Origin of the sequence: Streptomyces sp. NPDC058741, assembly GCF_042746715.1 — a bacterium.
Classification (GTDB): domain Bacteria; phylum Actinomycetota; class Actinomycetes; order Streptomycetales; family Streptomycetaceae; genus Streptomyces.
In genome coordinates this window covers 93648-115443 of sequence record NZ_JBHYQH010000017.1, presented here as the reverse complement: position 1 = coordinate 115443, position 21796 = coordinate 93648, and the positions used below count along the sequence as shown (strand labels likewise).

Below are 21796 nucleotides of genomic sequence, written 5' to 3'. Positions count from 1 at the left end.
AGGACCTAGCCGAGGGGTCTGACAGCGACAGGAGCCCCAACGCCCCCCGACAGCCGCGATGTCGGTGTCAGTCCTCGCCCTCCCCGCCCGGCGTGGTGGCGTGTCCGGCGTCCGGCACCTGGGCCCGCCGCCGCACGTGCTCCAGGGAGTCCCGCAACTCCGACGGTCAGTCGTCGGTGTGACGCCGCACCAGACGGACGCACCAGGCCAGCGCCTCGCTGCGGCTGCGGGCGACGCCGCCCGCGATCAGGGTGTCGAGCACCTGGCGCTCGGGCTGCCGCAGCCGCGTCATGACCGGCGCCGCCAGGTGCGTGAAGAGGGCGCGCCGGCCGCCGCACTCCACACCCCAGGACACCTTCCGGCAAAAGCCGTGCCCGGCCTCGCGGGCCACGGCCATCCGTTCCTCGCGCGAGCGCCCCCGGAGCTCAGCGTCCGGCTCTCCAGGGCCGCCTCCCGCCCGGCGGCCGGGGCGTCCTCGGTCAGCCGGGGCGCGGGGATGCGGCCGGCCACGGTGATCTCCTCCCGGTCGACCGTGACCTCGGTCGGTTCCTCGAAGAGGTCGTCGGGAAGACGGCCGGCGAACCAGCCGCGCACATGCTCTCGCTGCTCGTTCGCAATCATGTGGTGACGATTACTCGGCCGGACCATGAACGCAAGCGGTTGCAGAGTGGTCACCCGAAGGCGGAATCGGAGTGTTTCAGGCCTACTGAGGAGCGCATCGAAATCGGCCATCTGGCCGTTTCGTACCCCCGCGGCCCGTGCGGCTACGGGCTTCCCGCCCGCCGATTCCGTAACTTCACGCCACTGATTCAATACGCAAGGTTACTGAAACCCGTGGGTTCGATGTGTGTTTCGGCGGCGGACTCGGCAGACTCGCGCTCGCCGTCCCGGGCACCGACCGGATCCAGAGAACGAGCGGAAGGATGCACACCATGCGGACCACCGTGCGCTGGGCCACGACTCTCGGACTGACGGCCACCGCCGTCTGCGGCCCCCTCTCCGGGGCCGCTCTCGCCGAGCCGGGCCAGGCCCCCACCGCGCTCTACGCCCCGTCGGTCCTCGTCCTCACGGTGGGCCACGGAGAGAGCGCGATCGCGACGACTCCGGAACGCGCGGTCACCCTGTCCTGCGCCCCGAGGCCCTCGGGCACCCACCCGGCCGCCGCGCCCGCCTGCGCGGAACTGCGCGGCGTCCACGGCGACTTCGGCGCCCTGACCTCCCACGAGGGCCTGATGTGCACCAAGCAGTACGCCCCCGTGGTCGTCACCGTCGACGGTGTCTGGCAGGGGCAGCGCGTCTCCTACGAGCGCACGTTCTCCAACGACTGCATGAAGAACGCCTTCGGAACGGGCGTCTTCTCCTTCTAGGGACAGTCCTCCCGAGACCGGGATCGCGCTGCACCGTGGGGCACGGCGGGCCGTGGCTGGGGAGCCGGGCCGCCGTCACGGCAGGGGGGCGATCTCGTACGAGGGGGCCGGCGGGCGGAGTGGGGCCGCCCGCCGGCCCCTGGGCTTTCCAGGGCGAACGGCCGGGGCTACGCCCGGTCCCGGTGGCTCGTGTCGCACCAGGGGTAGCGCCGGCTGCGCCGGCAGGTGCACAGGGCGACGCGGAAGCGGTCGGAGGAGACGACGGAGCCGTCCTCCAGCTCCACCTCCACCGGGCCCTCCACGAGCAGCGGCCCCTTGCGCCGGATCGCCACGCGGCGCGGGGCGCCGGACCGTGCGGTGGGGGAGGGCCGCTCGGACGCCACGTCCCGTTCGGGCGGTGAGTTCCGTTCAGACGGGGAGTTCGGCACGGACCACCACCAGCTCCTCCATCGTGTCGGCCGCGGACAGCAGCCCCCGCTCCCGCAGCCAGCGCTCCCGGCCGCGCAGCACCGGCCCGAGCGCGATCCGGTGCCGCCGGGTCACCGCGGCCTTCAGTCCCGCCGTGCGCAGCCGCCCGACGGTCAGGTCCGGGCCGGCGAGCGCCGACTGCACGAGCAGCAGCACCCCGCCCGGACGCAGCAGCGCGGGCGCCTCCCGGCAGATGCGGTCCACGACCATCCGCCCGTCACCGCCCGCGTCCCAGGCCCGGGCCGCGCCGCGCGGCACACGGTGACCGTCCGGCGTCGGCACGTACGGCGGGTTCGCGAGGATGAGGTCGAAGGTCTCCTGATGCACGGGCTCGAAGAGGTTGCCGTGCCGGATACGGACCTGGAGCCCGGCGAGCCGGGCATTGAGCCGCGCGGCCCACACCGCGCTCCAGGAGACGTCCACGGCGGTCACCCGTGCGCCCCTGCGCGCGGCCTCCAGGGCCAGGGCGCCGGTCCCGGTGCCCACGTCGAGAACCCTCGCGCCCGACGGGAGCGTTTCGTCGGCCAGGGCACCGGCCAGCAGCTCGGTGTCTTCCTGAGGGGCGTACACGCCCGGGGGTACCAGTGCAGTCACGGACGCCGAGTACCCCGGTGCTCAGGAGATATAGGTGATTTCCTGAGCAAGCGGTGCACGCAGCGACGAACGTGACGCGCGCCAGTCGGCGAGCAGCCGGGCCCCGAAGCGCTCCTCCACGAACTCGGTGGCGTCGATGCCGAAGGCCACGTCGGAGGCGAGATGCGGCTCCTGCTCCAGCAGGCCGCCGATGACGTCGTGCCGCACGACCTGCTCGTGCACCGCGTCGGCCTCGACGTGCTCGTCGTAGAAGTGCTCGGCGGCGGTCCCCGCACCGGTGCGGCGCATCGCCTCGGCGAGCCGGCGCGAACCCGGCGACGAGGTGATCTCGACCGTCGCGAAGTGCCCGACCAGGGCGCCTCGGAGCGCCCGGTGCAGGCCGAACAGTGACATGAGGTTCACCGTGACCAGCGCCTCCGCGCACGCCGCGTCGAGGTAGCGGCCGTAGGCGGTGTCCAGGCCGAGGTCCGTCATCAGGCCGGCGAACAGGCGGGCGTGGACACGGTCGGCGCGGCCCCCGCCCCACTCGTCGAACTCGACCGCCGCCATCCCCGCCTTCGCCCGGCCCCACAACCGGGGCAGCACCCAGGCGTGCGGGTCCGCCTCCTTGAGGTGGTACAGGGAACGCTGCGCGGCGTACTCGCGCAGATGCCACAGCTCGCCCTCGTCGCGCAGGAAATGGCTGACGCCCGTGCCCTCGACGGGTTCGACCAGGAGGGCGGCCAGCGCCTCGTCCACGCTGTCGTGGACCGGGGCGTCGGTACGCAGGGCGGACAGGAAGCGGTGCTCCATGGCCGCCCGGACGCGCAGCAGGTCCGGGTCCCACTCGTGCTCCGGGGGCACGCCGGCGAAACCGCGGTAGTGCAGCTCGTAGCACAGGTACAGGGCGAGCTGCAGGTCCTCGCCGTACACCGCGGCCCGGGCGACGTCCTCCAGCCGGGGCAGTCGGCCCGCGCCCCGCAGATGCGCCTCGATGCCCCTGCTCAGCGGGCCCCGGGCGGTGGGAAGTCGTGGTTCTTCGTGCTCCATGCCCCGCCGGGTACCCGCCGGGGCTGCGGCGTCACCCACCCGCGTGGGCCCGGCCACGAGGGGTGCTCCGGCCCGCCGTGAAGGCACTCGCGGCGACCGAACCCGGAAGAAGGCGCCGGTCACCTCGCACACCCCACACCGAGGCCCTCGCCCGGGTGGGCGTCCGGCAGCTGCGAAGGGGAGGCGGGGCGACGGGAGCTCGGGAGCCCTCCACGGCACCGGCTGCACGATCCCCGGCCAGGCACGGGCGTACCGCAACCAGGGGCCCGGTCCGGGGCCCGGCCTTCCGGACGCCGCACGCGGGACGCCGGACGCCGGACGTGGCCGACGGGTGCGAGCGGCCGGGCGAGGCCGTGGTGGTCAACCCGCCCGGCGCGGGCTGAGTTCCCCGTCCTGAATCAGCGTGCGGATGGCGTCGGGTGCCGGAGCCGACCGGGTTCACCTGGGCCCTGCCGGGGCGTCCACCGGGGCCGCCGTCGCAGTGGCCCGGGCCCGCCCGGTGCGGGTCAGTCCCCTCGGGACTCTTCCTGCGCGCGGGTGTTCGGGGTGACGGCCTCCCCGGCCTCGCCCCGGTGGCGCCGCTCGGCGGCGTCGGGGACGCGGGTCTCGGCGTCCTCGACCTCGCGGAAGACCTCCTCGAGCGCCGTCTCGGGCCGCTTGCCGTTGTCGGTCTCCTCGTCCCGGGCGTGCTTCCTGTCGTGGGACACGGGGGCTCCTTTCTGTGTGCTCTTCCGTGGGCTTGCCGCATGCTCTTCGCAGGGCCGTGATGCGGATGCCGCGCCGGTCAGCTGCCGGCGGTCGCAATGCGCAGCGGTACGGGTCCGGGAGTGCCCGCGTCCCCGCTGCGGCGGGTCATCTCCGCCCACCAGGACGGGCCGTCCTCGATGTGGCGCAGCAGTACGCCCTCGCGGATCGCCCAGGGGCAGACGGTCAGCGACTTGATGCCGGTCAGCTTCATCGCGGTGTGCCCGACCACCGCGCCGGCCAGGCTCTGGGCGGCCCGTGGCGCGGAGATGCCGGGCAGGCGCGCGCGCTCCGCGGCGGGCAGGGCGGCCAGTCGCGTGATCGCCTCGCGCAGGTCCGCGCGTCGCATCTCGCGGTCCACGAACGGGCCGCGGCGTCCGGGCGCCGCGCCGCACAGGCGGCCCAGTTGCTGGAAGGTGCGGGAGGTGGCGACCGCGGTGCGCGGTCCCTCCCAGCGGATCCGGCCCGCGACGTCCCGCAGCTGGTGGCGGACCTTGCGCCGCAGCGCCCGCAGCTGCTCGGGTGACGGAGGGTCCGCGTCCTCGAAGAACTCGTGGGTGAGCCGCCGCGCACCCAGCGGCAGGGAGGCCACGAAATCGGGCAGCCGGCCGCGTCCGAAGGCGACGTCGAGCGTGCCCCCGCCGATGTCGAGCAGGGCGAGCGGCCCCGACCGCCAGCCCATCCAGCGGCGCGCCCCGAGGAAGGTCAGCTCGGCCTCCACCTCGCCCGGCAGGGTGCACAGGTCCACGCCCGTACGGGTGCGGACGGCGTGCAGTACCTCCTGGTGGTTCGGCGCGTTGCGCACCACCGCGGTCGCGAACGCCGGCGGTCCGGCCGCACCCCACCGGGCCGCGGTCCTGCCGGCCTCCGCGACCGCGTGCACCAGTTGCTCGACGGCTAGCTCGGGAACGGCTCCCCCCGGTGGGACCTGCTCGGACAGCCTGAGGCGCCACTTGGCGGTGTGCACGGGGAGCGGTACCCCGTCCGCAGCGTCCGCGACCACGAGCCTGACCGTGTTCGATCCCACGTCCACCACGCTGATTCGCATGCTGCGGTGGGTACCCAGTTCGGCCCGGGAGCAACGGTCCGGTGCGCCGTCTACGGCGAAGACGCGCCATCGGCCGGCACCGCGGCCGTCGCACCGCAGTGGACGTCCCGCGTAAGGAAGCCCGCTGTACGGGCTTGTATGTCTTGACCGGAATATAACCGCTGGGGCATATTGGACGCATGTCCGACCCCGCCCTCTGGACCGCGCTCGCCGACCCCCACCGGCGGGCCATCCTCGCGCTGCTCCTGGAGCGGCCCCGGTCCGTCGGCGAGATCGTCGAGGCGTGCGGGCTGAGCCAGCCGAGCACCTCCAAGCATCTGAAAGTGCTGCGCGAGGCAGGCCTGGTCCGGGTACGGCAGGACGCGCAGCGCCGCGTCCACGCCCTCGACCCCGCCCCGATCGCCGCCCTCGACGCCTGGCTCGCCCCCTACCGCGAGCTCTGGAACGAGAGCCTCGACGCGCTGGGCCGCCGCCTCGACGAGACGTCGGACCTCCCCGAGACACCCCCCGCACCGAAGGGCTGATCCCCATGGCCGCCGAACCCACCGGCACCTACCTGACCCTGGACGACGGCCGCCCCGCCGTCCGCTTCAGCCGCCTCTACGACCACCCCGTCGAGCGCGTCTGGCGGTTCGTCACCGACGCCGGCGAACTGCGGCACTGGTTCCCGTCCCACGCCGAGATCGAGCTGCGCCCCGGCGGCACGGTCACGTTCAGCGGCGACCCGCACCTGGAGGACTCCACGGGGCGCGTCCTCGCCGTCCACCCGCCGCGGCACCTGTCGTTCGAGTGGGGCGGGGACGAGGTGCACTTCGACCTGGAGGAGACCGAGGGCCGGCGTACCCGCTTCACCCTCACCAACGTCCTGGCCACCGAGAACACCGCCGCCCGCAACAGCGCGGGCTGGGAGGTGTGCCTGGTCGCGCTGGACGCCCGGGCGCGCGGCGAGCGGTCCGCCGGCCCGCACGCCGGGGCCGACGCACCCTGGCCGGACCTCTACGACGCCTACGTCGCCGCCGGGGTCCCCTCCGGCGCCCCGGTGCCCGGGCGGGACTGAGCGGTCAGGCCATCTGGCGCCGCACCAGTTCGTGCAGCCGCCCGCCGGTGTCTGCGAGCAGCTGCGCGGGCGGCCCCTGCTGGATGACCTTGCCGTCCTCCATCACCACGACCCGGTCGGCGTCCATCACGGTCGACAGCCGGTGCGCGATGACGACGCGGGTGGCGTTGAGGGCCTTGGTGCTCTCGATGACCGTGCGCTGCGTCTCGTTGTCGAGGGCGCTGGTGGCCTCGTCGAAGAAGAGGACGCGCGGCCGGCGGATCAGCGCCTGCGCGATCATCAGCCGCTGGCGCTGGCCCCCGGAGACGGCCCCGCTGCCCGAGACGATGGTGTGCAGGCCCATCGGCATCCGCTTGATGTCCTCGGCGAGCCCGGCCATCTCCGCGGCCGCCATCGCCTCCTCCGGCGTGTACGGCTCGGTGCCGCAGATGACGTCCAGGATCGAGCCGGTGAACGGCTGCGCGTGCTGCAGCACCACCCCGCACTGGCGGCGCACCGCCGACTGGTCGAGTGCCGCCAGGTCCTGGCCGTCGTACAGCACGCTGCCCGACACCGGCCGGTCGAAGCCGATCAGCAGGCGCAGCAGCGTCGACTTGCCGCAGCCGCTCGGGCCGACGATGGCGACGAACTCGCCCGGCCGCACCTCGAACGACACGTCGTCCAGGACCAGCGGACCGTCGTCCGCGTAGCGGAAGGACACCCGCCGCGCCTCGATCGCCCCGGTCAGCGGACCCAGCCGGGTGCTCGCCGCACGCACCTCGGGCGTCGCGTCCAGCACCGGCCTGATCTCCTCGAACAGCGGCAGCGCCGCCACGGCCGAGACGAACGCGCCCGTCAGCTGGGTGACGGAGGTCAGCAGCATCGTCACCGAGGTGTTGAAGGTGAGGAACGCCGCCGCCGACATCGTGCCCCGGGCCGGACCGGCCAGCAGCATGAACATCAGCAGCGTGCACAGCGGCAGGTACACCGCGCCCAGTACCGAGGTGATGTTCTTGATGCGCCCCACCTTCTGCTGGAGCTCCCGGCTGCGCGCGAACTCCGAGGCCCACGCGGCGTAGGCGTAGTTCTCGGCGGCCGCCACCCGCAGCTTCGGCAGGCCGCGCAGCGTCTGGAAGGCCTGGTTGTTCAGCTTGTTGGAGAGCACCACCAGCCGCCGCTGCCAGCGCACCTGCCACAGCCCGAGCCCCAGGAACACCCCCGCGATGACGACGAGCATGGCGATCGCGGCCATCGCCATCGGCACGCTGAACCACAGCAGCAGACCCAGGTTCATCGCCCCGACCGTCACCGACTGGGCGACCGTCGGGCCGACCCCCGCCAGCAGCCGGCGGATCGCGCTGATGCCCATGGCCGCGCTGGCCAGCTCGCCGGTGGAGCGCTCGGTGAAGAACTTCGTCGGCAGCCGCAGCAGCCGGTCCCACACGGCGGGCTGCAACGTGGCCTCGATCCGGCCCTCCAGCCGCAGGATCGTCAGGTTCTGCAGCAGCATGAAGGCCGCCGCCACCCCACTGCTGAGCATCACCGCCAGACACACCTGCACGATCAGGTCCGTCTGCGCCTTCGGCACGAACTCGCCGAGCACCTTGCCGGTGGCGATCGGCACCAGCGCGCCGATCGCCACCGTGACCAGACCGCTGAGCAGCAGGCCCGTGAGGTCGCCGCGCATGCCCCGCACGCAGAACCGCAGCAGCCTCAGCGGGCTCAGCCCCCGCTCGGGCAGCGGACGGTAGAACATCACCGCGCGCGGTTCGAACTCGTCGGCGTTGGCCTTCTCGACCGGCGTCTCCCGCCCGGTGGAGGGGTGGACCGCGACATAGCCGCCGCGCCGCCACAGCAGCGCCACCGGCGCACCCGACAGGGCCCGGTGACCGACCAGCGGCCCCACGTCGTCCCGCCACCAGCGGCCGTCCAGCCGTACGGCCCGGGTGCGGACGCGCGAGGCCAGGGCGATCTGCTCGACCGGGTCGAGGCGGTCGCCGCCGGTGCCCTTCTGGGTGGGCTCGGTGAGGCTGATGCCGGCCACCTGCCCCACCAGCCTGCACGCCTCGTACGTGGCGTCGGCGTCGGCCGCGGTGGCGCGCTTGGAGGACCGCGTGCCGATCGAGGCGAGCAGGGTCCGGTCGGCCTGGGCGCGCACCGCCTCGCCGGCCTTGATGCCCTCGGCCGTGCGCGTCTCGTGGGTGCGCTCCAGCTGCTCGATCCAGCGGTCGAGCGTGGTCAGCAGCCGGTACTGCTGGTCGACCACGGACTGCCACAGTGCCGGGTCCATCAGCAGGTCGGCCGCGGCCTCGGCGCCGTACAGCGAGCCGTACTGCACGCTGCCCGGCGGCACCTGCATCCAGAACACGTCGTCGTCCGTGGGCGCCGCGGCCCGCTCGGTGGCCATCGGCGCCTGGAAGAGGATGGACAGGCTGCGGCCCACGCCCAGGGCGAGCGCGTACTCCAGGGGGCTCGTCGCCGGGGGCACGTACTGGGGATTGCCGTACTGGTCGTAGGACCAGGTGGCCGAGTCGGCGGGCTGGTACAGCTCGCGCACGCCGATGCGGTGCACCACGCAGTCGCGCAGTGGGCGGGCCACCAGGGTGTGCTGCGCTCCCGCCACCGGGCCGAGCACCAGCGAGCCCGCCTCCAGGCGGCCCAGGTGGTGCCAGTGGCCCTGCCGGCCGGCGTCGACCGCGAACAGGTCGACCGCCCCCGACGCCACCAGCCACAGCACCTGCGGACCCTCCAGGTCCAGGCGGTTGAACCCGGCGCAGTCGATGCGCGAGCCCAGCTGCCCGAAGGCGCCGAGCACCAGGTCGCCGTGTCCTTCGTGAACGGCCGTCATCTCACCGCTCCCTGACCAGTGCAGCGTAGGCGCCGCCGCGCGCCACCAGGTCCTCGTGCCGTCCCCGCTCGACGACCGTGCCGTGCTGCAGGACGACGATCTCGTCGCTGTCGCGCACGGTGCTGAGCCGGTGCGCGATCACCACGCAGGCGCAGCCGCGCCGGCGCAGGTTGTCCATCACGACCAGCTCGGTCTCCGCGTCCAGCGCGCTGGTCACCTCGTCGAGCACCAGGATGCTCGGCCGGCGCACCAGTGCCCGCGCGATCTCCAGGCGCTGGCGCTGCCCGCCGGAGAAGTTGCGGCCGTCCTGCTCGACCCGGCTGTGGATGCCGCCCGGACGGCGCGTGATCACGTCGTACAGGGCCGCGTCGCGCAGCGCGTCCTCCACGGCGTCGTCCGGGACGGACGGGTCCCACAGCGCCACGTTGTCGCGGACCGTGCCCTCGAAGAGGAACACGTCCTGGTCGACGAAGGAGACGGAGGCTGCCAGCGCCCCGCGCGGGATGTCCTCGATGCGCTGCCCGTCGACGCGGATCACGCCCTCCCAGGGCGCGTACAGGCCGGAGATCAGCCGCGACACCGTCGACTTGCCGCTGCCCGAGCCGCCGACCAGCGCGACCTGCTGCCCCGGGCCGACCGTCAGGTCGAAGCCGGAGAGCAGGGGCTTGTCGAGCGGGCTGTAGCCGAACGTGATGTTCTCCAGCTCCACGTGGCCCTGCAGGCGGCGCGTGGACTCGCCGGCGCCGGGGCGGCCGTAGAGCGGGTCCGCCTTGAAGTTCTCCACGTCCTTCAGCCGGGCCACGTCGGCCGCGAAGTCCTGGATGCGGCCCGCGACGCCGTTCAGCCGGGTCAACGGGGCCGTGAAACGGGTGACCAGGGCCTGGAAGGCCACCAGCAGACCCACCGAGATGTGCCCCTCGACCGCGCGCATACCGCCGATCCACAGGATCAGCGCGCTGTTGAGGGTGGCGAGTGTCGGCGCGACCACACCCAGCCAGGCGCTCGGCACACCGAGCCGCTGCTGCTCCTCCAGGGTGGTGGCGTGCTGCCCGGCCCACTTGCGGAAGTAGCCGTCCTCGCCGCCGGTCGCCTTCATCGTCTCGATGAGCTGCAGGCCGGTGTAGGCGGTGTTGGTGAGCCGGGCCGTGTCGGCGCGCAGCTTCGCCGTGCGGGTGGCCCGCAGCCGGACGACGACCCGCATGGCGACGACGTTCAGCAGGGCCACGCCGATGCCGACGAACGTCAGTTGCGGGTCGTAGGTGTACAGCAGCACCGCGTACAGCACGACCACGACCGCGTCCACGCCCGCCGCCGCGAGGTCGCGGGAGAGGGTCTCGGCGACGGCGTCGTTGGACTGCAGCCGCTGCACCAGGTCGGCCGGGTTGCGCTGGGAGAAGAACGTGACGGGCAACCGCAGCAGATGCCGCAGGAAGCGGGCGCTGGACAGAGTGGAGGAGATGATCCGCCCGTGCAGCAGGTTGGCCTGCTGCAGCCAGGTCAGGAGCACGGTCAGCAGCACGCACGCCGCCATCGACGCGAACAGCACGCCCAGCAGCGAGGTCCGGTTGCCGATCAGGAACTCGTCGATGTAGGTGCGGCTGAGCGCGGGCACCGCCGCGCCGACCGCCACCAGCAGCAGACTCGCCAGGACGGCGGCCGGCATGGTGCCCGCGGTGCCGCGCAGCCGGGCGGGCATCGCGCCCAGCACACCGGGCTTGCGGCCGCCCCGGGTGAAGTCCTCGCCGGGCTCCATCACCAGCACGACACCGGTGAAGCTGCCGTCGAAGTCCTCCATGGAGACGAAACGGCGTCCCTTGCCGGGGTCGTTGATGTAGACGCCGCGGCGGCCGAAGCGGCGGCCCATGCCGTCGTAGACGACGTAGTGGTTGAACTCCCAGAACAGGATGGCCGGCGACGTCACCTCCGCGAGGGCCGCCAGGTCCATCTGCATGCCCTTGGCGGTCAGGCCGTAACTGCGGGCCGCTTTCAGGAGGTTGCTGGCACGTGAGCCGTCGCGGGAGACACCGCAGGCGATGCGCAGCTCCTCCAGCGGGACGTGCCTGCCGTAGTGGCCGAGCACCATCGCCAGCGAGGCGGCGCCGCACTCGACGGCCTCCATCTGCAGCACGGTGGGTGTACGGACGGTCTTCGCCCTCGCCGTGGGCACCTTGCGCTTCGGCGGCGCGGCGCGGCGCCTGCCCCGGGTCCCCGGTGCGGTGGCGCTCATGGCAGCAGCCAGTCGACGGGACGCTGGTCGGCCAGCCGGATCGACCCGGAGGCCAGGGTCATGGAAGACAGTTCGAACGGCGGTCCGTCGGCCGACGACCACCGGTAACCGCTCCTCGTGGCGGACGACTTGTCCAGCCGGACCGTCACGGCCACCGGCCTGCCCTTCCGCGTGAACTGCTCGCCCAGCTGGCTGTCCCCGAGGAACGCGCCGATCTGCTGGGGCGACTGGGCCGAGCGGTCCACCGACTTCACATGGCCGCGCAGCACGCCGTACTCCTGGGTCGGCACGGACTGCACGGTCAGGTCGACGGGTGCGCCGTCCGGGATCGAGGCGGCGTTCTCCGCGGGGACGTACACCGTCGCGTACAGCGGATCCCGGGCGCGGGCGACCTTCTCCACGGCGGCGACGTTCGCGCCGGTCCGGATGATCTGCCCGACGGTCGCGGCGAGCGCGGAGACCCGGCCCGCGTCGAGGGTGCGCACGACGGTCTCGCCCTCGGGGGTACGGACCTTGAGCACGGGGGAGTTCGCGGGCAGCCGCCGGCCCTGCTCGGCGAGGACCGCCGTGACCTGGCCCGCGACGGGGCTCTGCAGGACGTAACTGCCCTGCCCGTGCGTGAGGACGGCCGGTGCGCTGACGGTGGAGGCCACCGAGCCGGTCACCGCCCACACCGAGGCGGCCGCCATCGCGACCACCGTCACGGAGAGCACGAGCCAGCCCTGCGGGCGGGCGAAACGCACCGGGAGGTCGAGCTCCTCCGGTGACTGGAGCTTGGCGAGGGCCTGTTGGCGGAACTGCAAGGAACTTCCCTCACCCGTAGAAGAGGTTCGTGACGCCGTGGCGGAGGGTGTCGCCGTGGCGGAGGGGGTCATGGCACCCGAAGATCCCGGAACCGCCGGCTGCGGCTCCGGGAGTCAACGGCGACAGGGCCGGATCAGAGACCGGCGACCAGGTGAGTGACCGGGGCCGTGTTCAGGCCGGTGACACCCTCGACGGTGCCGACGGCGGTGTTCGCCAGGCCGGAAACCGGAGCGATGCCGTCCACCGTGTCGGTGACGGTGTTCACGGCGTTCACGGCCAGACCACCGGAGACGGCGTCGAGCTCGGCGTCGGCGATCTCGGCGGTCTCGACCCGGGGGGTGGAGTTCATGATGGAACTTCCCTTCGCATGGATATCTCACAAGGGGGGAGCGGCCCCCTCTGGGGACAGATGACGGCCGCGCCACGAGTGCCGGGCATGCGTCTCCACATGCCCTGGGGCGGCCCCCGCGGTGCGATGGATCAAAGCACGCCGCGGACGGGCGATTCCAATCAACCACCCGTCTCACCAGGCAACTTGCGCCGCAGCGGTACCGATCCGTGCAGGCCTGTGCACGGCTTGGCGGCGAGTTCTTCACATGCGCCACGGCATCGGCGCATGCGGGCCCTTGCCAGTCCCGGCATCGAATCCGGCATCCCGCATCAAAGACGTGACCGGCGCGACCGGGGCGCGGGCAACTCTTCTTCCGGTGACCGCCTTGGGTATCCGATGTGCAGATTCACTGAAGCCGGGATTCGACTCGCCGTTCGCAACAGATCGTTTTCGCTCGCATACGGAGCGTTCGCTTTCAGTCGCCGATGAGGGCCCCCGGGTGCTGAAGGGCCGTCATCCGGCCATGGGCCCCTACGTCCCCGTCCCGCTGCGTCCTCGCGTCCCGTGCTGTGACCAGGGCCGCCGCGGGCCGCGCTCTCGGTATGCGGGCAGGGGGAGTTGGCCGGTTGCGCCGCGCGACGGGATCACGTGCAAACGGAATTGAACGCCCCACGCCACCCGTGCGTACCAACAGCCATCCAGGCGCCCCCCAGAAGCTGCCGAACGGCGGCACACACTCCGTCTCCAGGAGGAGAGAAGTTTGAGTCACAAGCGAATTCCGAAGCGCAAGGCCGCGATAGCGGCGGGCGGTGTGGTGGCGCTCGGCGCGGCCGCGATCCTGCTCCCCAACGCCAACGCGTCGCAGGACGGTTCGTCCGACGACACGGCGGCAGCGCCGAAGACCCTCAAGGCGGGCGACGCGTCGGATCTCGCCTCGCAGCTCTCCGGGCTCCTCGGTGAGTCGTTCGGCGGCTCCTACTACGACAGCGGCAACAAGCAGCTCGTCGTCAACGTCGTACCCGGCGACAACAACAAGGTGATCGTGCAGGCGAAGGCGGCCGGCGCGAAAGTGCGCGAGGTCGACAACAGCTGGTCCGAGCTCCAGGACGGGGCCTCCACGCTGAAGTCCGAGGCGACCATCGCCGGCACCTCGTGGTCGATCGACCCGCGCACCAACAAGCTCCTGGTGACCGCCGACAGCACGGTGACCGGCGCCAAGTGGGACACACTGGAATCCACCGTCAGGAGCCTCGGCTCCGGCATGGCCACCCTCAGGAAGTCCTCCGGCACCTTCAAGCCGTTCGTCTCCGGCGGCGACGCCATCTTCGCGGGCGGCTCGCGCTGCTCCCTCGGCTTCAACGTCACGGCGGCCGACGGCGCCCCGGCGTTCCTGACGGCCGGCCACTGCACCCTCGGCGGCAACGAGTGGTCGGACACCCAGGGGGGACAGCCGATCGCCACCGTCGACCGGTCGACCTTCCCCGGCAACGGCGACTTCGCACTCGTGAAGTACGACGACCCCGCGACCCAGGCGCCCAGCGAGGTCAACACCGGCGGCCAGACGGTCCAGATCACCCAGGCCGGCGAGGCGACCGTCGGTCAGCAGGTCTTCCGCATGGGCAGCACCACCGGCCTTGACGACGGCCAGGTGCTGGGCCTCGACGCCACGGTGAACTACCCGGAGGGCACGGTCACCGGTCTCATCCAGACCGACGTCTGCGCCGAGCCCGGCGACAGCGGCGGCTCGCTGTTCACCCAGGACGGTCTTGCGATCGGCCTGACCTCCGGCGGCAGCGGCGACTGCACCGCCGGCGGCGAGACGTTCTTCCAGCCGGTCACCACCGCCCTGGAAGCCGTCGGAGCCACGCTCGGTGACGGCGGTGCCGTGGGCGGCGGCGCCGGTGCGGGCGAGGAGGCCCCCGGCAACGGCCAAGGCGCCGGAAACGGCCAAGGCGCCGGAAACGGTCAGGGCGTGGGTAACGGTCAAGGCGCCGGAAACAGTCAGGGCGTGGGCAACGGCCAGGGTGCCGGTGCCGGTGGGGAGGCCGGCGCGGGTGCCGGTCAGGAGCAGGCCGGAGGCGAGGAAGCGGGCGCCGGTGCCGGTCAGGACGCGGGTCAGGGCGCGCAGGACCACTCGGAGCTGACCGAGTCGCGCTGACCCCCCACACGTCGGCGGTCGGCCCGACGACGCCGGCCCGCTCCCGCCCCCTTCCTGCCGGGAGCGGGCCGGCCTTGCGCAGGGGAGGACCGGTCGCCTCTCCGCCCGTCCGGCGCATTCCCGCCCTCCGGACGGCCGGGACCCGCCCTATCCGAGTGCCCTGATCAGCAGCAGGGCGATGTCGTCGAGTCGTTCCTCGCCGTCGACGCGGTACGGCCGACGGCGGACGAGACCGTCGGCGAGTTCCTCCAGCGGCCGGTCACCGGCCTCGCCCAGGCGCAGGCACAGCTGGGCGAGGGACTCCTCGAAGTCCGTGCCGGGGGACTCGACCAGACCGTCGGTGTAGAGGACGAGCAGCGAACCGGGCGGGAGGCCGACCTCCGTCGTCGGGTACACCGCCGAGGTGTCGATGCCCAGCAGCGGCCCGCCGGCCAGGTCGAGGACCCGCACCCGCCCGTCGGGGCGCCTCAGCAGCGGCGGCGGATGACCGGCCCGGGACATCACGGCCCGCCCGTGCACCGGATCGAGCCGCAGGTACAGGCAGCTGGCGAACAGCTCGGCTCCCAGGTCGAGCAGCAGCCGGTTGGTGCTGCGCATGACCTCCTCCGGCGCCTGCCCCACGGTCGTGTACGCCCGGACCGCGGTGCGGACCTGCCCCATCAGCCCGGCCGCGGTGACGTTGTGGCCCTGCACGTCCCCGATCACGGCAGCCGCCGTCCCCTGCGTGGTGCCCACCAGGTCGTAGAAGTCGCCGCCGATGTCCATGCCCTGAGTGGCCGGCACATAGCGGCCGGTCGCCTCGATGCCCGGCAGCGAGGGCAGCGAGTGCGGCAGCAGCGCCTCCTGCAGGCCGTGCGCGAGCCGGTGCTTGGCGTCGTAGAGCAGCGCACGTTCCAGCGCCTGGGCGATCAAACCGGCCAGGCTGGTCATGATCGCCCGCTCCTCCGTCGGGAAGGGGTGCGGTTCGGCGTAGGCGAGCACACAGGTCCCCACCGGCCGTCCCTGGGCGATCAGCGGCAGATACGCCCAGGCCGCGAATCCGTCGGCGGAGTCCGTGCGCGGCGGGTAGAGCCGCTCCAGCTGCTCCCGTGACTCGAAGAACGCGGGCACGCCCGTGCGCAGTACCTGCGTGCCGGGGGTCGGCTCGGTCAGCGGCAGCCCCTCGAACCGCTCCATCACGCAGGTGTCCCGGTACCCGCGGTGCCCGAGCACCCGCAGCCGGTTGGCGCGCGAACCCAGCACCACCAGTGCCTCGCTTCCCAAGGCCGGGGCGATCTCGTCCGCCACCAGCTGCACCACGTCCTGGACCCCGACCGCCTCGGTGAGCGCTCCGGCCAGGTTCAGCACCTGGGAGATCGTGACCAGCCGGGACGGCGCCCCGGGGGGCGGCGGTGCGGCCCGGTTCATCTCCGACACGGCGCGGGAGCGGGTGATGCGCACGCTCAGACCCGTCGTGCTCGGGTACAGCCGGAAGGACAGCCACGCGCCGGGCGGGCGCAGCGCCACGAACGAGGTGGAGTGCTGGCTCAGCAGCGCGGCCCGGTAACGGTCCTCGTACACGGGGTCGTTCAGCCAGGGCACCGACGCCCACAGCTGGGTGCCGAGGAGGCGGCTGACCGGGACGTTCAGCAGCTCGGCCGCCGCCGCGTTGACGAAGCCGATCCGTCCGTGCAGATCCAGCGACACCAGCCCGTAGGGCAGGCGGCTCACCATGCGGGCCGCCTCGACCGCGCCGAGCGTGGCCGCCATGCCGCCGGCCAGGGGCGCGGCCACCAGGTCGGTCTCGGGGTGCTGCGGGATGCTCAGCTCGGCGGCCCGGTGCAGCCGGACGGCCAGCCGGCCGCAGGCGGCCGTCAGATGCTCGCGCTCGTGGCCGGACAGTTCGGGGGGATGCGAGCCGGGCCAGGTCACGAAGACGGCGCCGTAGACCGTGGACTCGGTGGCGATCGGCACCGCGGCCAGGGCGAACGGGTAGGGCAGCACCACGGCGATGCGGGGATAGCGGCGGGCCATCTCCTCCTCCCCGCCGACCCACACAAGCCGCCGCTCGCGCGCCGCCTCGGCGACCGGGATCGGCGCGCTCAGCGCGACCCGCTCCCAGGGCGCCGCGAACGTCCGGGGCAGCCCGGCCATCACCGCCATCTCCAGTACGGGCCGGTCGGGGGCCAGCAGGTACACCGCGCCCGAATGGCCGTGCACCTCGTCCATCAGCGAGGCCAGTGCCAGGGACAGCACCGGACGGCCGACCGGAGTCCTGGCGGCCACCGGCGTCTGCGCGGACGACTGCCCGTCGGACACGCCGACCACCTCCTCGCACGGCCGCGCGACCGGGTCCAGAACAAATCTCCCCCTTGACGGCCGGACGCGCACCAGGAGCGGACGGGAAAATTCCGCTATTACCGTCGGTCACACCGGCCCGGCACGCAGAGGATGCGCCGACGTACCCCGGCGACCCACTCCCATGCCTCCACAGTGGGAGCGCGGCCAGGTGCCCGGGCGCCACCTGTGCGCCCCCGCGCACCCCGATGGCCGGTTCTCCGTGCCCACGCAGGGTCACGATCACGAACAATGGGCACGCGCTCAGCAGGACGACTGGGGCGTACTTCGAGCCGTGGGGGTGGCAGTGATCCGGGTCCTTCTGGTGCACGACGAGTTACTGGTGCGGTCGGTACTGGCGCAGTGGCTGCGCACGGAGCCCGATCTGGCGGTGCACGACGCGTCGTGGCACGGCGCGCCCGGTCTGGTCCGTTCGGTCCGGCCGGACGTGTGCGCGGCGGACCTGGAGAGCGCCGACTCCTACGGCGTCCCGCCGCTGGGCGAGCTGTGCCGGACGGGTTCTGCCCTGCGCACCCGCCTGCTCGTGCTCGCCACCGCCAACCGGCCCGGACTGCTGAAACGGGCCGTGGAGGCGGGAGCCCTCGGATACGTGGACAAGGAGGGCTCGCCGCAGAACCTGCTGCGCGGCATACGCCGGGTCGCCGAAGGGGAACGTTTCGTCAACGACTCCCTCGGTTTCGGATTCCTCAAGGCGGCCGAGATGCCGCTGACCCGCAGGGAACTGAGCGTGTTATCCCTCGCCGCCGAGGGCGCCTCCATCGCGGAGATCGCCGGCAGCCTGCACCTGTCCCACGGGACGGTGCGCAACTACATGGCGGCCATCACCCGCAAGACCGGGGCCCGCAACCGCGTCGACGCGATCCGCATCTCGCAGGGCCAGGGCTGGCTCTGACCACCGCCCGGACGGGCCGGCCGCCCAGCCGCCCACCAGATCCCGGTAGAGCGCGGAGGACCGCACGAGCACCTCGTGGCTGCCGCGGACCGTGCCCCGGCCGTCCATCACCAGCACCTGTCCGGCCCGGCGGGCCGAGCTGATGCGGTGGGCGACGACCACCAGCGTCCCGCCCGGCCGCCCGGCGAACGCCCGTTCCGCCCGCTCCTCCGTCCCCGGGTCCAGATGGCAGGTGGCCTCGTCGAGCAGCGCGAGCGGGGCGTGCGACAGATACGCCCGGGTCAGCGCGATCAGCTGCCGCTCACCGGCCGACAGGGACGCCGGGTCGACCCGGGCGCCCAGCCCGCCGAGCCGAGCGGCCAGCGGGGCGAGCCCGACCGCCTCGGCGGCGGCGCGCATCTCCTCCTCGGGCACCGGGTCCGGACGCAGATAGGCGAGGTTCTCGGCCAGGCTGCCGCCGAAGACGTACGCCTCCTGCGGGATGAGCACCCGCCCGGCGGCGGCCTCCGGCCCCGGCACGGGGTGGCCCCCCACCGTGATCGTGCCCCGGTCCGGTGCGAGGAGCCCGGCGACGAGGGCGGTGAGCGTGGACTTGCCGGCGCCGCTCGGACCGACGACGGCCAGGTGCGAGCCGGGTGGCAGGGCGAGGTCGAGGTCCTCCAGGACGGGCGTGCCGGCGGCGCCGTAGGCGAAGGTCACGCAGGAGAGGGTGAGGGCCATAGGCGCCTCCCCGGGTGCGGGCGGGGGGCCCGGTCGCCGCGCGGGGGTGCCGGTGTCCCGCGGAGGGGCCAGCCTGCGCAGCACCACCGTCAGGCGCGAGCCGCTCGTGCCCAGCCCGTGGACCAGGTTGCGCAGGGCGGGCAGCAGGGACTGCGTGACATAGGCGAGGGCCCCGACGAGCGCGCCCGTCGTGACGCCGTGGGACAGCAGCCACGGGGCGGTGGCCAGCAGCAGCACGAGGGGCACCTGCCCGCCGACCGCCAGCGACGCCACGCGCAGGACGCCCCAGCGGGCCAGGGCGCGGGCCGCGCGCAGTTCCTCCTCGACCCGCTCGCCGGTGCCGGCGGCGATCTGCTCCTCAGCGCCCGTCGCCGTGATGTCCCGCAGGCCCGGGCAGACCGCGCCCAGGTGACCGGCCAGGGCCTCGTCGGCGACCAGGAACGCCTCCTGCCGCCGGGCGAGGGGCCGCAGCGTCGCCGCGAACAGCGCCACACCCGCGGCCAGGGGCGGTCCGACGACGAGGAGCAGGGGCGGGGCGAGCGCGAACAGCCCGGCCAGGGCGCCGGCCGCGGTGAACAGGAAGGAGCGGGAGACCATGACCAGTCCGGCGAAGGTGTCCCGGGCGATCTCCACCTGCTGGGTGAGGCGCGACAGGGACCCGGCGTCGCCGGTCCGCACGCCCCGGGCGACCACCCGCTCCACGAGCCGGTCCCTGAGCGGTTCGACCAGCGCGGCGACGGCGGCGTAGACCCCCGCGGTGCCGTACGCGCCGAGCAGCACGCCGAGTCCGGTCACCGCCAGCCAGACCAGACCGACGTCCGGGCGTCCGCGCAGGAACCCCGCGTCCAGGGCGCGGGCGGGGCCGTATCCGACGAGGAACGTCTGCCCGGTCTCCAGTACGGACCAGGCGGCGAGCCGCAGCACGACCCGCCGCCGGGCCAGCAGGAAGCGGACGCCCCGGGCGGGCAGGGCCGCCCGGAGTCCGGTGCCGGTGCTGTCCGGGGTGTTGTCGGGGGCTGCTTGCTTGTCTGTGCTGGTGCTGTTCGGGGTGTTGTCGGGGGCTGCTTGCTTGACTGTGCTGGTGCTGTTCGGGGTGTTGTCGGGGGCTGCTCGCTTGACTGAGCCCGTGCCGTCCGGTGCGCCGCTGGGGGCTGCCCCCTTCACCGGGCCCGTACCGTCCGTCATGCCTCCGCCCTCGCTTCGGCTCCCGTTCCCGCCACGGCCCGGTCCTCCGCCTCCGACTTGGGATGCGCCTGCGCCACGGCAGGGTCCTCCGCCTCCGCGAACACCGCCCGGTACTCCGGGATCCGCCACAGTTCCTCGTGGCGCCCCACCGCCCGCACCCGTCCCGCGTCGAGCCAGGCCACCGTGTCGGCGCGGGCGGCCGTCGCGCTGCGGTGGGCGACCAGCAGACGGGTGCTGCCGGGGCCCTCGCCGAGCAGGGCGTCGGTGATGCGGCGTTCGGTCACCGTGTCGAGGCCGGAGAGGGCGTCGTCGAGGATCAGCAGCCGGCCCCGGTGCGCGAACGCCCGGGCCAGGCCCAGCCGCTGGGACTCGCCGCCGGAGTGCGGGGCGTCGGCGACGTGGGTGTCGTATCCGTCCGGCAGACGGCGGACGAAGTCGTCGGCGAGGGCCGTGCGGGCCGCCTCGCGGATGCGGCCGGGGGAGGGGGAGGGCAGGCCGAGGCCGATGGCCCGGGCGACCGTGCCGCCGAGGAGGGCCGGGCGGGCGAAGGCGTAGCCGACGGCGCGGCGCAGGCCGTCGTGGGACAGGGCGCGCAGCGGCACCCCGTCGAGGAGGACCTCGCCCGCGTCCGGATCGGCCAGCCGGCCCGCGAGCGCCGCCAGCAGGGACTTGCCCGTGCCGGAGCGCCCGACCAAGGCCAGGACCGTGCCGCCGGGGACGACGAGGTCGACTCCGTCGAGCACCGTCCGGCGGCCGCGCCGGGCCGTCACGCCGCGCAGCTCCAGCCGTCCCGGCCCGTCGGGCAGCCCACGGGTGCCGAACGCCGTGGCGGGCTCGGTCGCGACCTCGCCCAGGCGCCGGGCCGCCGCCCGGGCCTGGGCCAGGCCCGCGAGCCGGCCCACCAGGACGCCGACGCCCGTGGCGAGCACCGCGTACCGAGAGGCGGCGAGGACGTCCCCCACCGACAGCCGGTCCCGGGTGAGCAGCACACCGGCCACGGCGACGACCCCGAGGTGCAGCAGCGGGGCCACGGCGACCGCGCGGGCGGCGGCCCGTCCCTGCACCCGCCACATGCGGTGCCCCGCGCGGGACAGGTCGGGCAGCGGGCGCAGGACGCGGAGTGTCTCCCGGTCCTCCGTTCCCGCCGCCCGGACGGTGCGGAAGCCTTCGACGGCCTCCGCCAGCGCGGCCGCGATACGGCCCTGCGCCTGCTGGTAGCGCGTCGCGCAGCGCGCGGTGTCCCGGGCGACGGCCCGCAGGAGCAAGGTCAGGACGGGGGCTCCGGCGAGGAAGACGGCCGCGAGCCACCAGTGGATCAGGCCGAGGGCCACCACACCCCCCGCGGGCCCGGCGAGTGCGGCCACCAGGGCCGCGCGGGCAGCGGGCGCGGTCCCCGCCTCGGCGGCGTTGCCGACCAGGCGGGCGACGAGGTCGCCGGCGCCGAAGCGGTCGGCGGCGCGCGGCCCGGTCCCCAGGACGTGCCGGGCCAGCCGCCGGCGCAGCCACGCCGCGCTGCGGGCGTCGACGGTGCCGGTCAGTACGGATTGGGCCGCGTCGAGCAGCGCGAGCAGTACGACGAGGCCGGCGCAGTACAGCACCCAGCGGGTCGCCGGTGCCGGTGCGAGAAGCAGGTCCAGAGCCCGGCCCAGTGCAGCGGGCAGCAGCAGCCCCGCACCGGTCGCGGCGGTGCCCGCCACAGCCAGGGCCGTACAGCGGCCCCCGCTGTGCCGGGTGGCCGTACGCAGCAGCACGCGGGCGTGCCCGGCCGCCGGGTCGTCGTCGGCGCGCCTGGTCATACGGGCCTTTCGTGGGGCGGAAGGACCCCGGGCGGCCCCTCCGTAAGGAGTGGGCCGCCCGGAGCCGTACGTGGACCTCAGGTCAGAGACAGAGCGTGATGCTCGCGGCGCTGAGGCAGGAGAGCAGGCTCAGCGTGCTGTTCCCGCCGCCGTGCGTCCGCTCCTCGGTCTCGATGGTCTGCAGGTCGAGAAGTGCCATGGTGAGTCCTTCC

General features: G+C 73.7%; 17 protein-coding genes and 2 pseudogenes. 5 read left to right on the top strand and 14 right to left on the bottom strand.

The window, feature by feature from the left end; translation table 11 throughout:
• Window positions 1-67: 67 nt before the first annotated feature.
• Window positions 68-621: pseudogene (locus ACFW6P_RS16570) on the bottom strand (hypothetical protein).
• 311 nt (window positions 622-932) lie between these two features.
• Between ACFW6P_RS16570 and ACFW6P_RS16565 the strand changes: the two are divergent.
• Complete coding sequence (locus ACFW6P_RS16565; RefSeq protein WP_386423997.1) at window positions 933-1367, top strand: protease inhibitor; 435 nt, start codon at window positions 933-935, stop codon at window positions 1365-1367.
• A gap of 167 nt (window positions 1368-1534) precedes the next feature.
• Here ACFW6P_RS16565 and ACFW6P_RS16560 read toward each other — a convergent pair whose 3' ends face one another.
• From ACFW6P_RS16560 to ACFW6P_RS16540, 5 genes are all read right to left on the bottom strand, one after another.
• A complete protein-coding gene (locus tag ACFW6P_RS16560) occupies window positions 1535-1699 on the bottom strand; it encodes a CDGSH iron-sulfur domain-containing protein (RefSeq protein WP_386355446.1) in 165 nt (54 codons plus the stop codon).
• A 76-nt stretch (window positions 1700-1775) separates the two neighbouring features.
• Window positions 1776-2429, bottom strand: coding sequence for a HemK2/MTQ2 family protein methyltransferase (locus ACFW6P_RS16555; protein WP_386355408.1), 654 nt, complete (start codon window positions 2427-2429; stop codon window positions 1776-1778).
• Between the two features lie 21 nt (window positions 2430-2450).
• A complete protein-coding gene (locus ACFW6P_RS16550; protein ID WP_386355405.1) occupies window positions 2451-3458 on the bottom strand; it encodes an iron-containing redox enzyme family protein in 1008 nt (335 codons plus the stop codon).
• Window positions 3459-3964: 506 nt separating this feature from the next.
• Window positions 3965-4165: a hypothetical protein gene (locus tag ACFW6P_RS16545; protein WP_386355402.1), complete on the bottom strand. Its 201-nt coding sequence runs from the start codon at window positions 4163-4165 to the stop codon at window positions 3965-3967.
• A 77-nt stretch (window positions 4166-4242) separates the two neighbouring features.
• Window positions 4243-5250 carry a Ppx/GppA family phosphatase gene (locus tag ACFW6P_RS16540; protein WP_386355399.1) on the bottom strand — a complete coding sequence of 336 codons (1008 nt, stop codon included), beginning with the start codon at window positions 5248-5250 and terminating at the stop codon, window positions 4243-4245.
• A 179-nt stretch (window positions 5251-5429) separates the two neighbouring features.
• Here ACFW6P_RS16540 and ACFW6P_RS16535 point away from each other — a divergent pair, with 179 nt between their 5' ends.
• On the top strand, window positions 5430-5774 hold the full coding sequence (locus ACFW6P_RS16535; RefSeq protein WP_386355396.1) for an ArsR/SmtB family transcription factor: 345 nt from the start codon (window positions 5430-5432) through the stop codon (window positions 5772-5774).
• 5 nt (window positions 5775-5779) lie between these two features.
• Window positions 5780-6307, top strand: coding sequence for an SRPBCC family protein (locus ACFW6P_RS16530; RefSeq protein ID WP_386355393.1), 528 nt, complete (start codon window positions 5780-5782; stop codon window positions 6305-6307).
• A 4-nt stretch (window positions 6308-6311) separates the two neighbouring features.
• Here the strand turns inward: ACFW6P_RS16530 and ACFW6P_RS16525 are convergent, their stop codons facing one another.
• From ACFW6P_RS16525 to ACFW6P_RS16510, 4 genes are all read right to left on the bottom strand, one after another.
• On the bottom strand, window positions 6312-9134 hold the full coding sequence (locus tag ACFW6P_RS16525; RefSeq protein ID WP_386423995.1) for an NHLP bacteriocin export ABC transporter permease/ATPase subunit: 2823 nt from the start codon (window positions 9132-9134) through the stop codon (window positions 6312-6314).
• Window position 9135: 1 nt separating this feature from the next.
• A complete protein-coding gene (locus ACFW6P_RS16520) occupies window positions 9136-11361 on the bottom strand; it encodes an NHLP family bacteriocin export ABC transporter peptidase/permease/ATPase subunit (protein ID WP_386355387.1) in 2226 nt (741 codons plus the stop codon).
• A complete protein-coding gene (locus ACFW6P_RS16515; RefSeq protein WP_386355384.1) occupies window positions 11358-12164 on the bottom strand; it encodes an HlyD family efflux transporter periplasmic adaptor subunit in 807 nt (268 codons plus the stop codon). Before ACFW6P_RS16515 ends, ACFW6P_RS16520 begins: the two co-directional genes overlap by 4 nt.
• A 134-nt stretch (window positions 12165-12298) precedes the next feature.
• Window positions 12299-12514 carry a type A2 lantipeptide gene (locus tag ACFW6P_RS16510; protein WP_386355382.1) on the bottom strand — a complete coding sequence of 72 codons (216 nt, stop codon included), beginning with the start codon at window positions 12512-12514 and terminating at the stop codon, window positions 12299-12301.
• Window positions 12515-13256: 742 nt separating this feature from the next.
• On the opposite strand from ACFW6P_RS16510, the gene ACFW6P_RS16505 reads away from it, so the two are divergent.
• A complete protein-coding gene (locus ACFW6P_RS16505; protein ID WP_386355379.1) occupies window positions 13257-14654 on the top strand; it encodes a S1 family peptidase in 1398 nt (465 codons plus the stop codon).
• Between the two features lie 147 nt (window positions 14655-14801).
• Here ACFW6P_RS16505 and ACFW6P_RS16500 read toward each other — a convergent pair whose 3' ends face one another.
• Window positions 14802-16952, bottom strand: coding sequence for a SpoIIE family protein phosphatase (locus ACFW6P_RS16500; RefSeq protein ID WP_386355376.1), 2151 nt, complete (start codon window positions 16950-16952; stop codon window positions 14802-14804).
• Between the two features lie 163 nt (window positions 16953-17115).
• On the opposite strand from ACFW6P_RS16500, the pseudogene ACFW6P_RS16495 reads away from it, so the two are divergent.
• Window positions 17116-17799 (top strand): annotated as a pseudogene (locus ACFW6P_RS16495) (LuxR C-terminal-related transcriptional regulator); the annotation flags it as partial.
• Here ACFW6P_RS16495 and ACFW6P_RS16490 read toward each other — a convergent pair.
• The 3 genes from ACFW6P_RS16490 to ACFW6P_RS16480 form a co-directional block, all read right to left on the bottom strand.
• Window positions 17722-19788 (bottom strand): ATP-binding cassette domain-containing protein, encoded by a 2067-nt coding sequence (locus tag ACFW6P_RS16490; RefSeq protein WP_386355373.1) that lies wholly within the window; start codon window positions 19786-19788, stop codon window positions 17722-17724. The pseudogene ACFW6P_RS16495 and the gene ACFW6P_RS16490 sit on opposite strands and share 78 nt — an antisense overlap.
• On the bottom strand, window positions 19785-21584 hold the full coding sequence (locus tag ACFW6P_RS16485; RefSeq protein WP_386355370.1) for an ABC transporter ATP-binding protein: 1800 nt from the start codon (window positions 21582-21584) through the stop codon (window positions 19785-19787). Before ACFW6P_RS16485 ends, ACFW6P_RS16490 begins: the two co-directional genes overlap by 4 nt.
• 82 nt (window positions 21585-21666) lie before the next feature.
• The gene (locus tag ACFW6P_RS16480; protein WP_386355367.1) at window positions 21667-21783 is read right to left on the bottom strand and encodes a SapB/AmfS family lanthipeptide; all 117 of its coding nucleotides are present in this window, start codon (window positions 21781-21783) and stop codon (window positions 21667-21669) included.
• Window positions 21784-21796 lie beyond the last annotated feature (13 nt).

Excerpts from the sequence above, each read along its gene's own strand:
- ACFW6P_RS16565 (WP_386423997.1), top strand. The coding sequence starts at position 933 with ATGCGGACCACCGTGCGCTGGGCCACGACTCTCGGACTGACGGCCACC.
- ACFW6P_RS16550 (WP_386355405.1), bottom strand. The coding sequence starts at position 3,458 with ATGGAGCACGAAGAACCACGACTTCCCACCGCCCGGGGCCCGCTGAGC.
- ACFW6P_RS16540 (WP_386355399.1), bottom strand. The coding sequence starts at position 5,250 with ATGCGAATCAGCGTGGTGGACGTGGGATCGAACACGGTCAGGCTCGTG.
- ACFW6P_RS16535 (WP_386355396.1), top strand. The coding sequence starts at position 5,430 with ATGTCCGACCCCGCCCTCTGGACCGCGCTCGCCGACCCCCACCGGCGG.
- ACFW6P_RS16530 (WP_386355393.1), top strand. The coding sequence starts at position 5,780 with ATGGCCGCCGAACCCACCGGCACCTACCTGACCCTGGACGACGGCCGC.
- ACFW6P_RS16525 (WP_386423995.1), bottom strand. The coding sequence starts at position 9,134 with ATGACGGCCGTTCACGAAGGACACGGCGACCTGGTGCTCGGCGCCTTC.
- ACFW6P_RS16520 (WP_386355387.1), bottom strand. The coding sequence starts at position 11,361 with ATGAGCGCCACCGCACCGGGGACCCGGGGCAGGCGCCGCGCCGCGCCG.
- ACFW6P_RS16510 (WP_386355382.1), bottom strand. The coding sequence starts at position 12,514 with ATGAACTCCACCCCCCGGGTCGAGACCGCCGAGATCGCCGACGCCGAG.
- ACFW6P_RS16490 (WP_386355373.1), bottom strand. The coding sequence starts at position 19,788 with ATGACGGACGGTACGGGCCCGGTGAAGGGGGCAGCCCCCAGCGGCGCA.
- ACFW6P_RS16485 (WP_386355370.1), bottom strand. The coding sequence starts at position 21,584 with ATGACCAGGCGCGCCGACGACGACCCGGCGGCCGGGCACGCCCGCGTG.
- ACFW6P_RS16480 (WP_386355367.1), bottom strand. The coding sequence starts at position 21,783 with ATGGCACTTCTCGACCTGCAGACCATCGAGACCGAGGAGCGGACGCAC.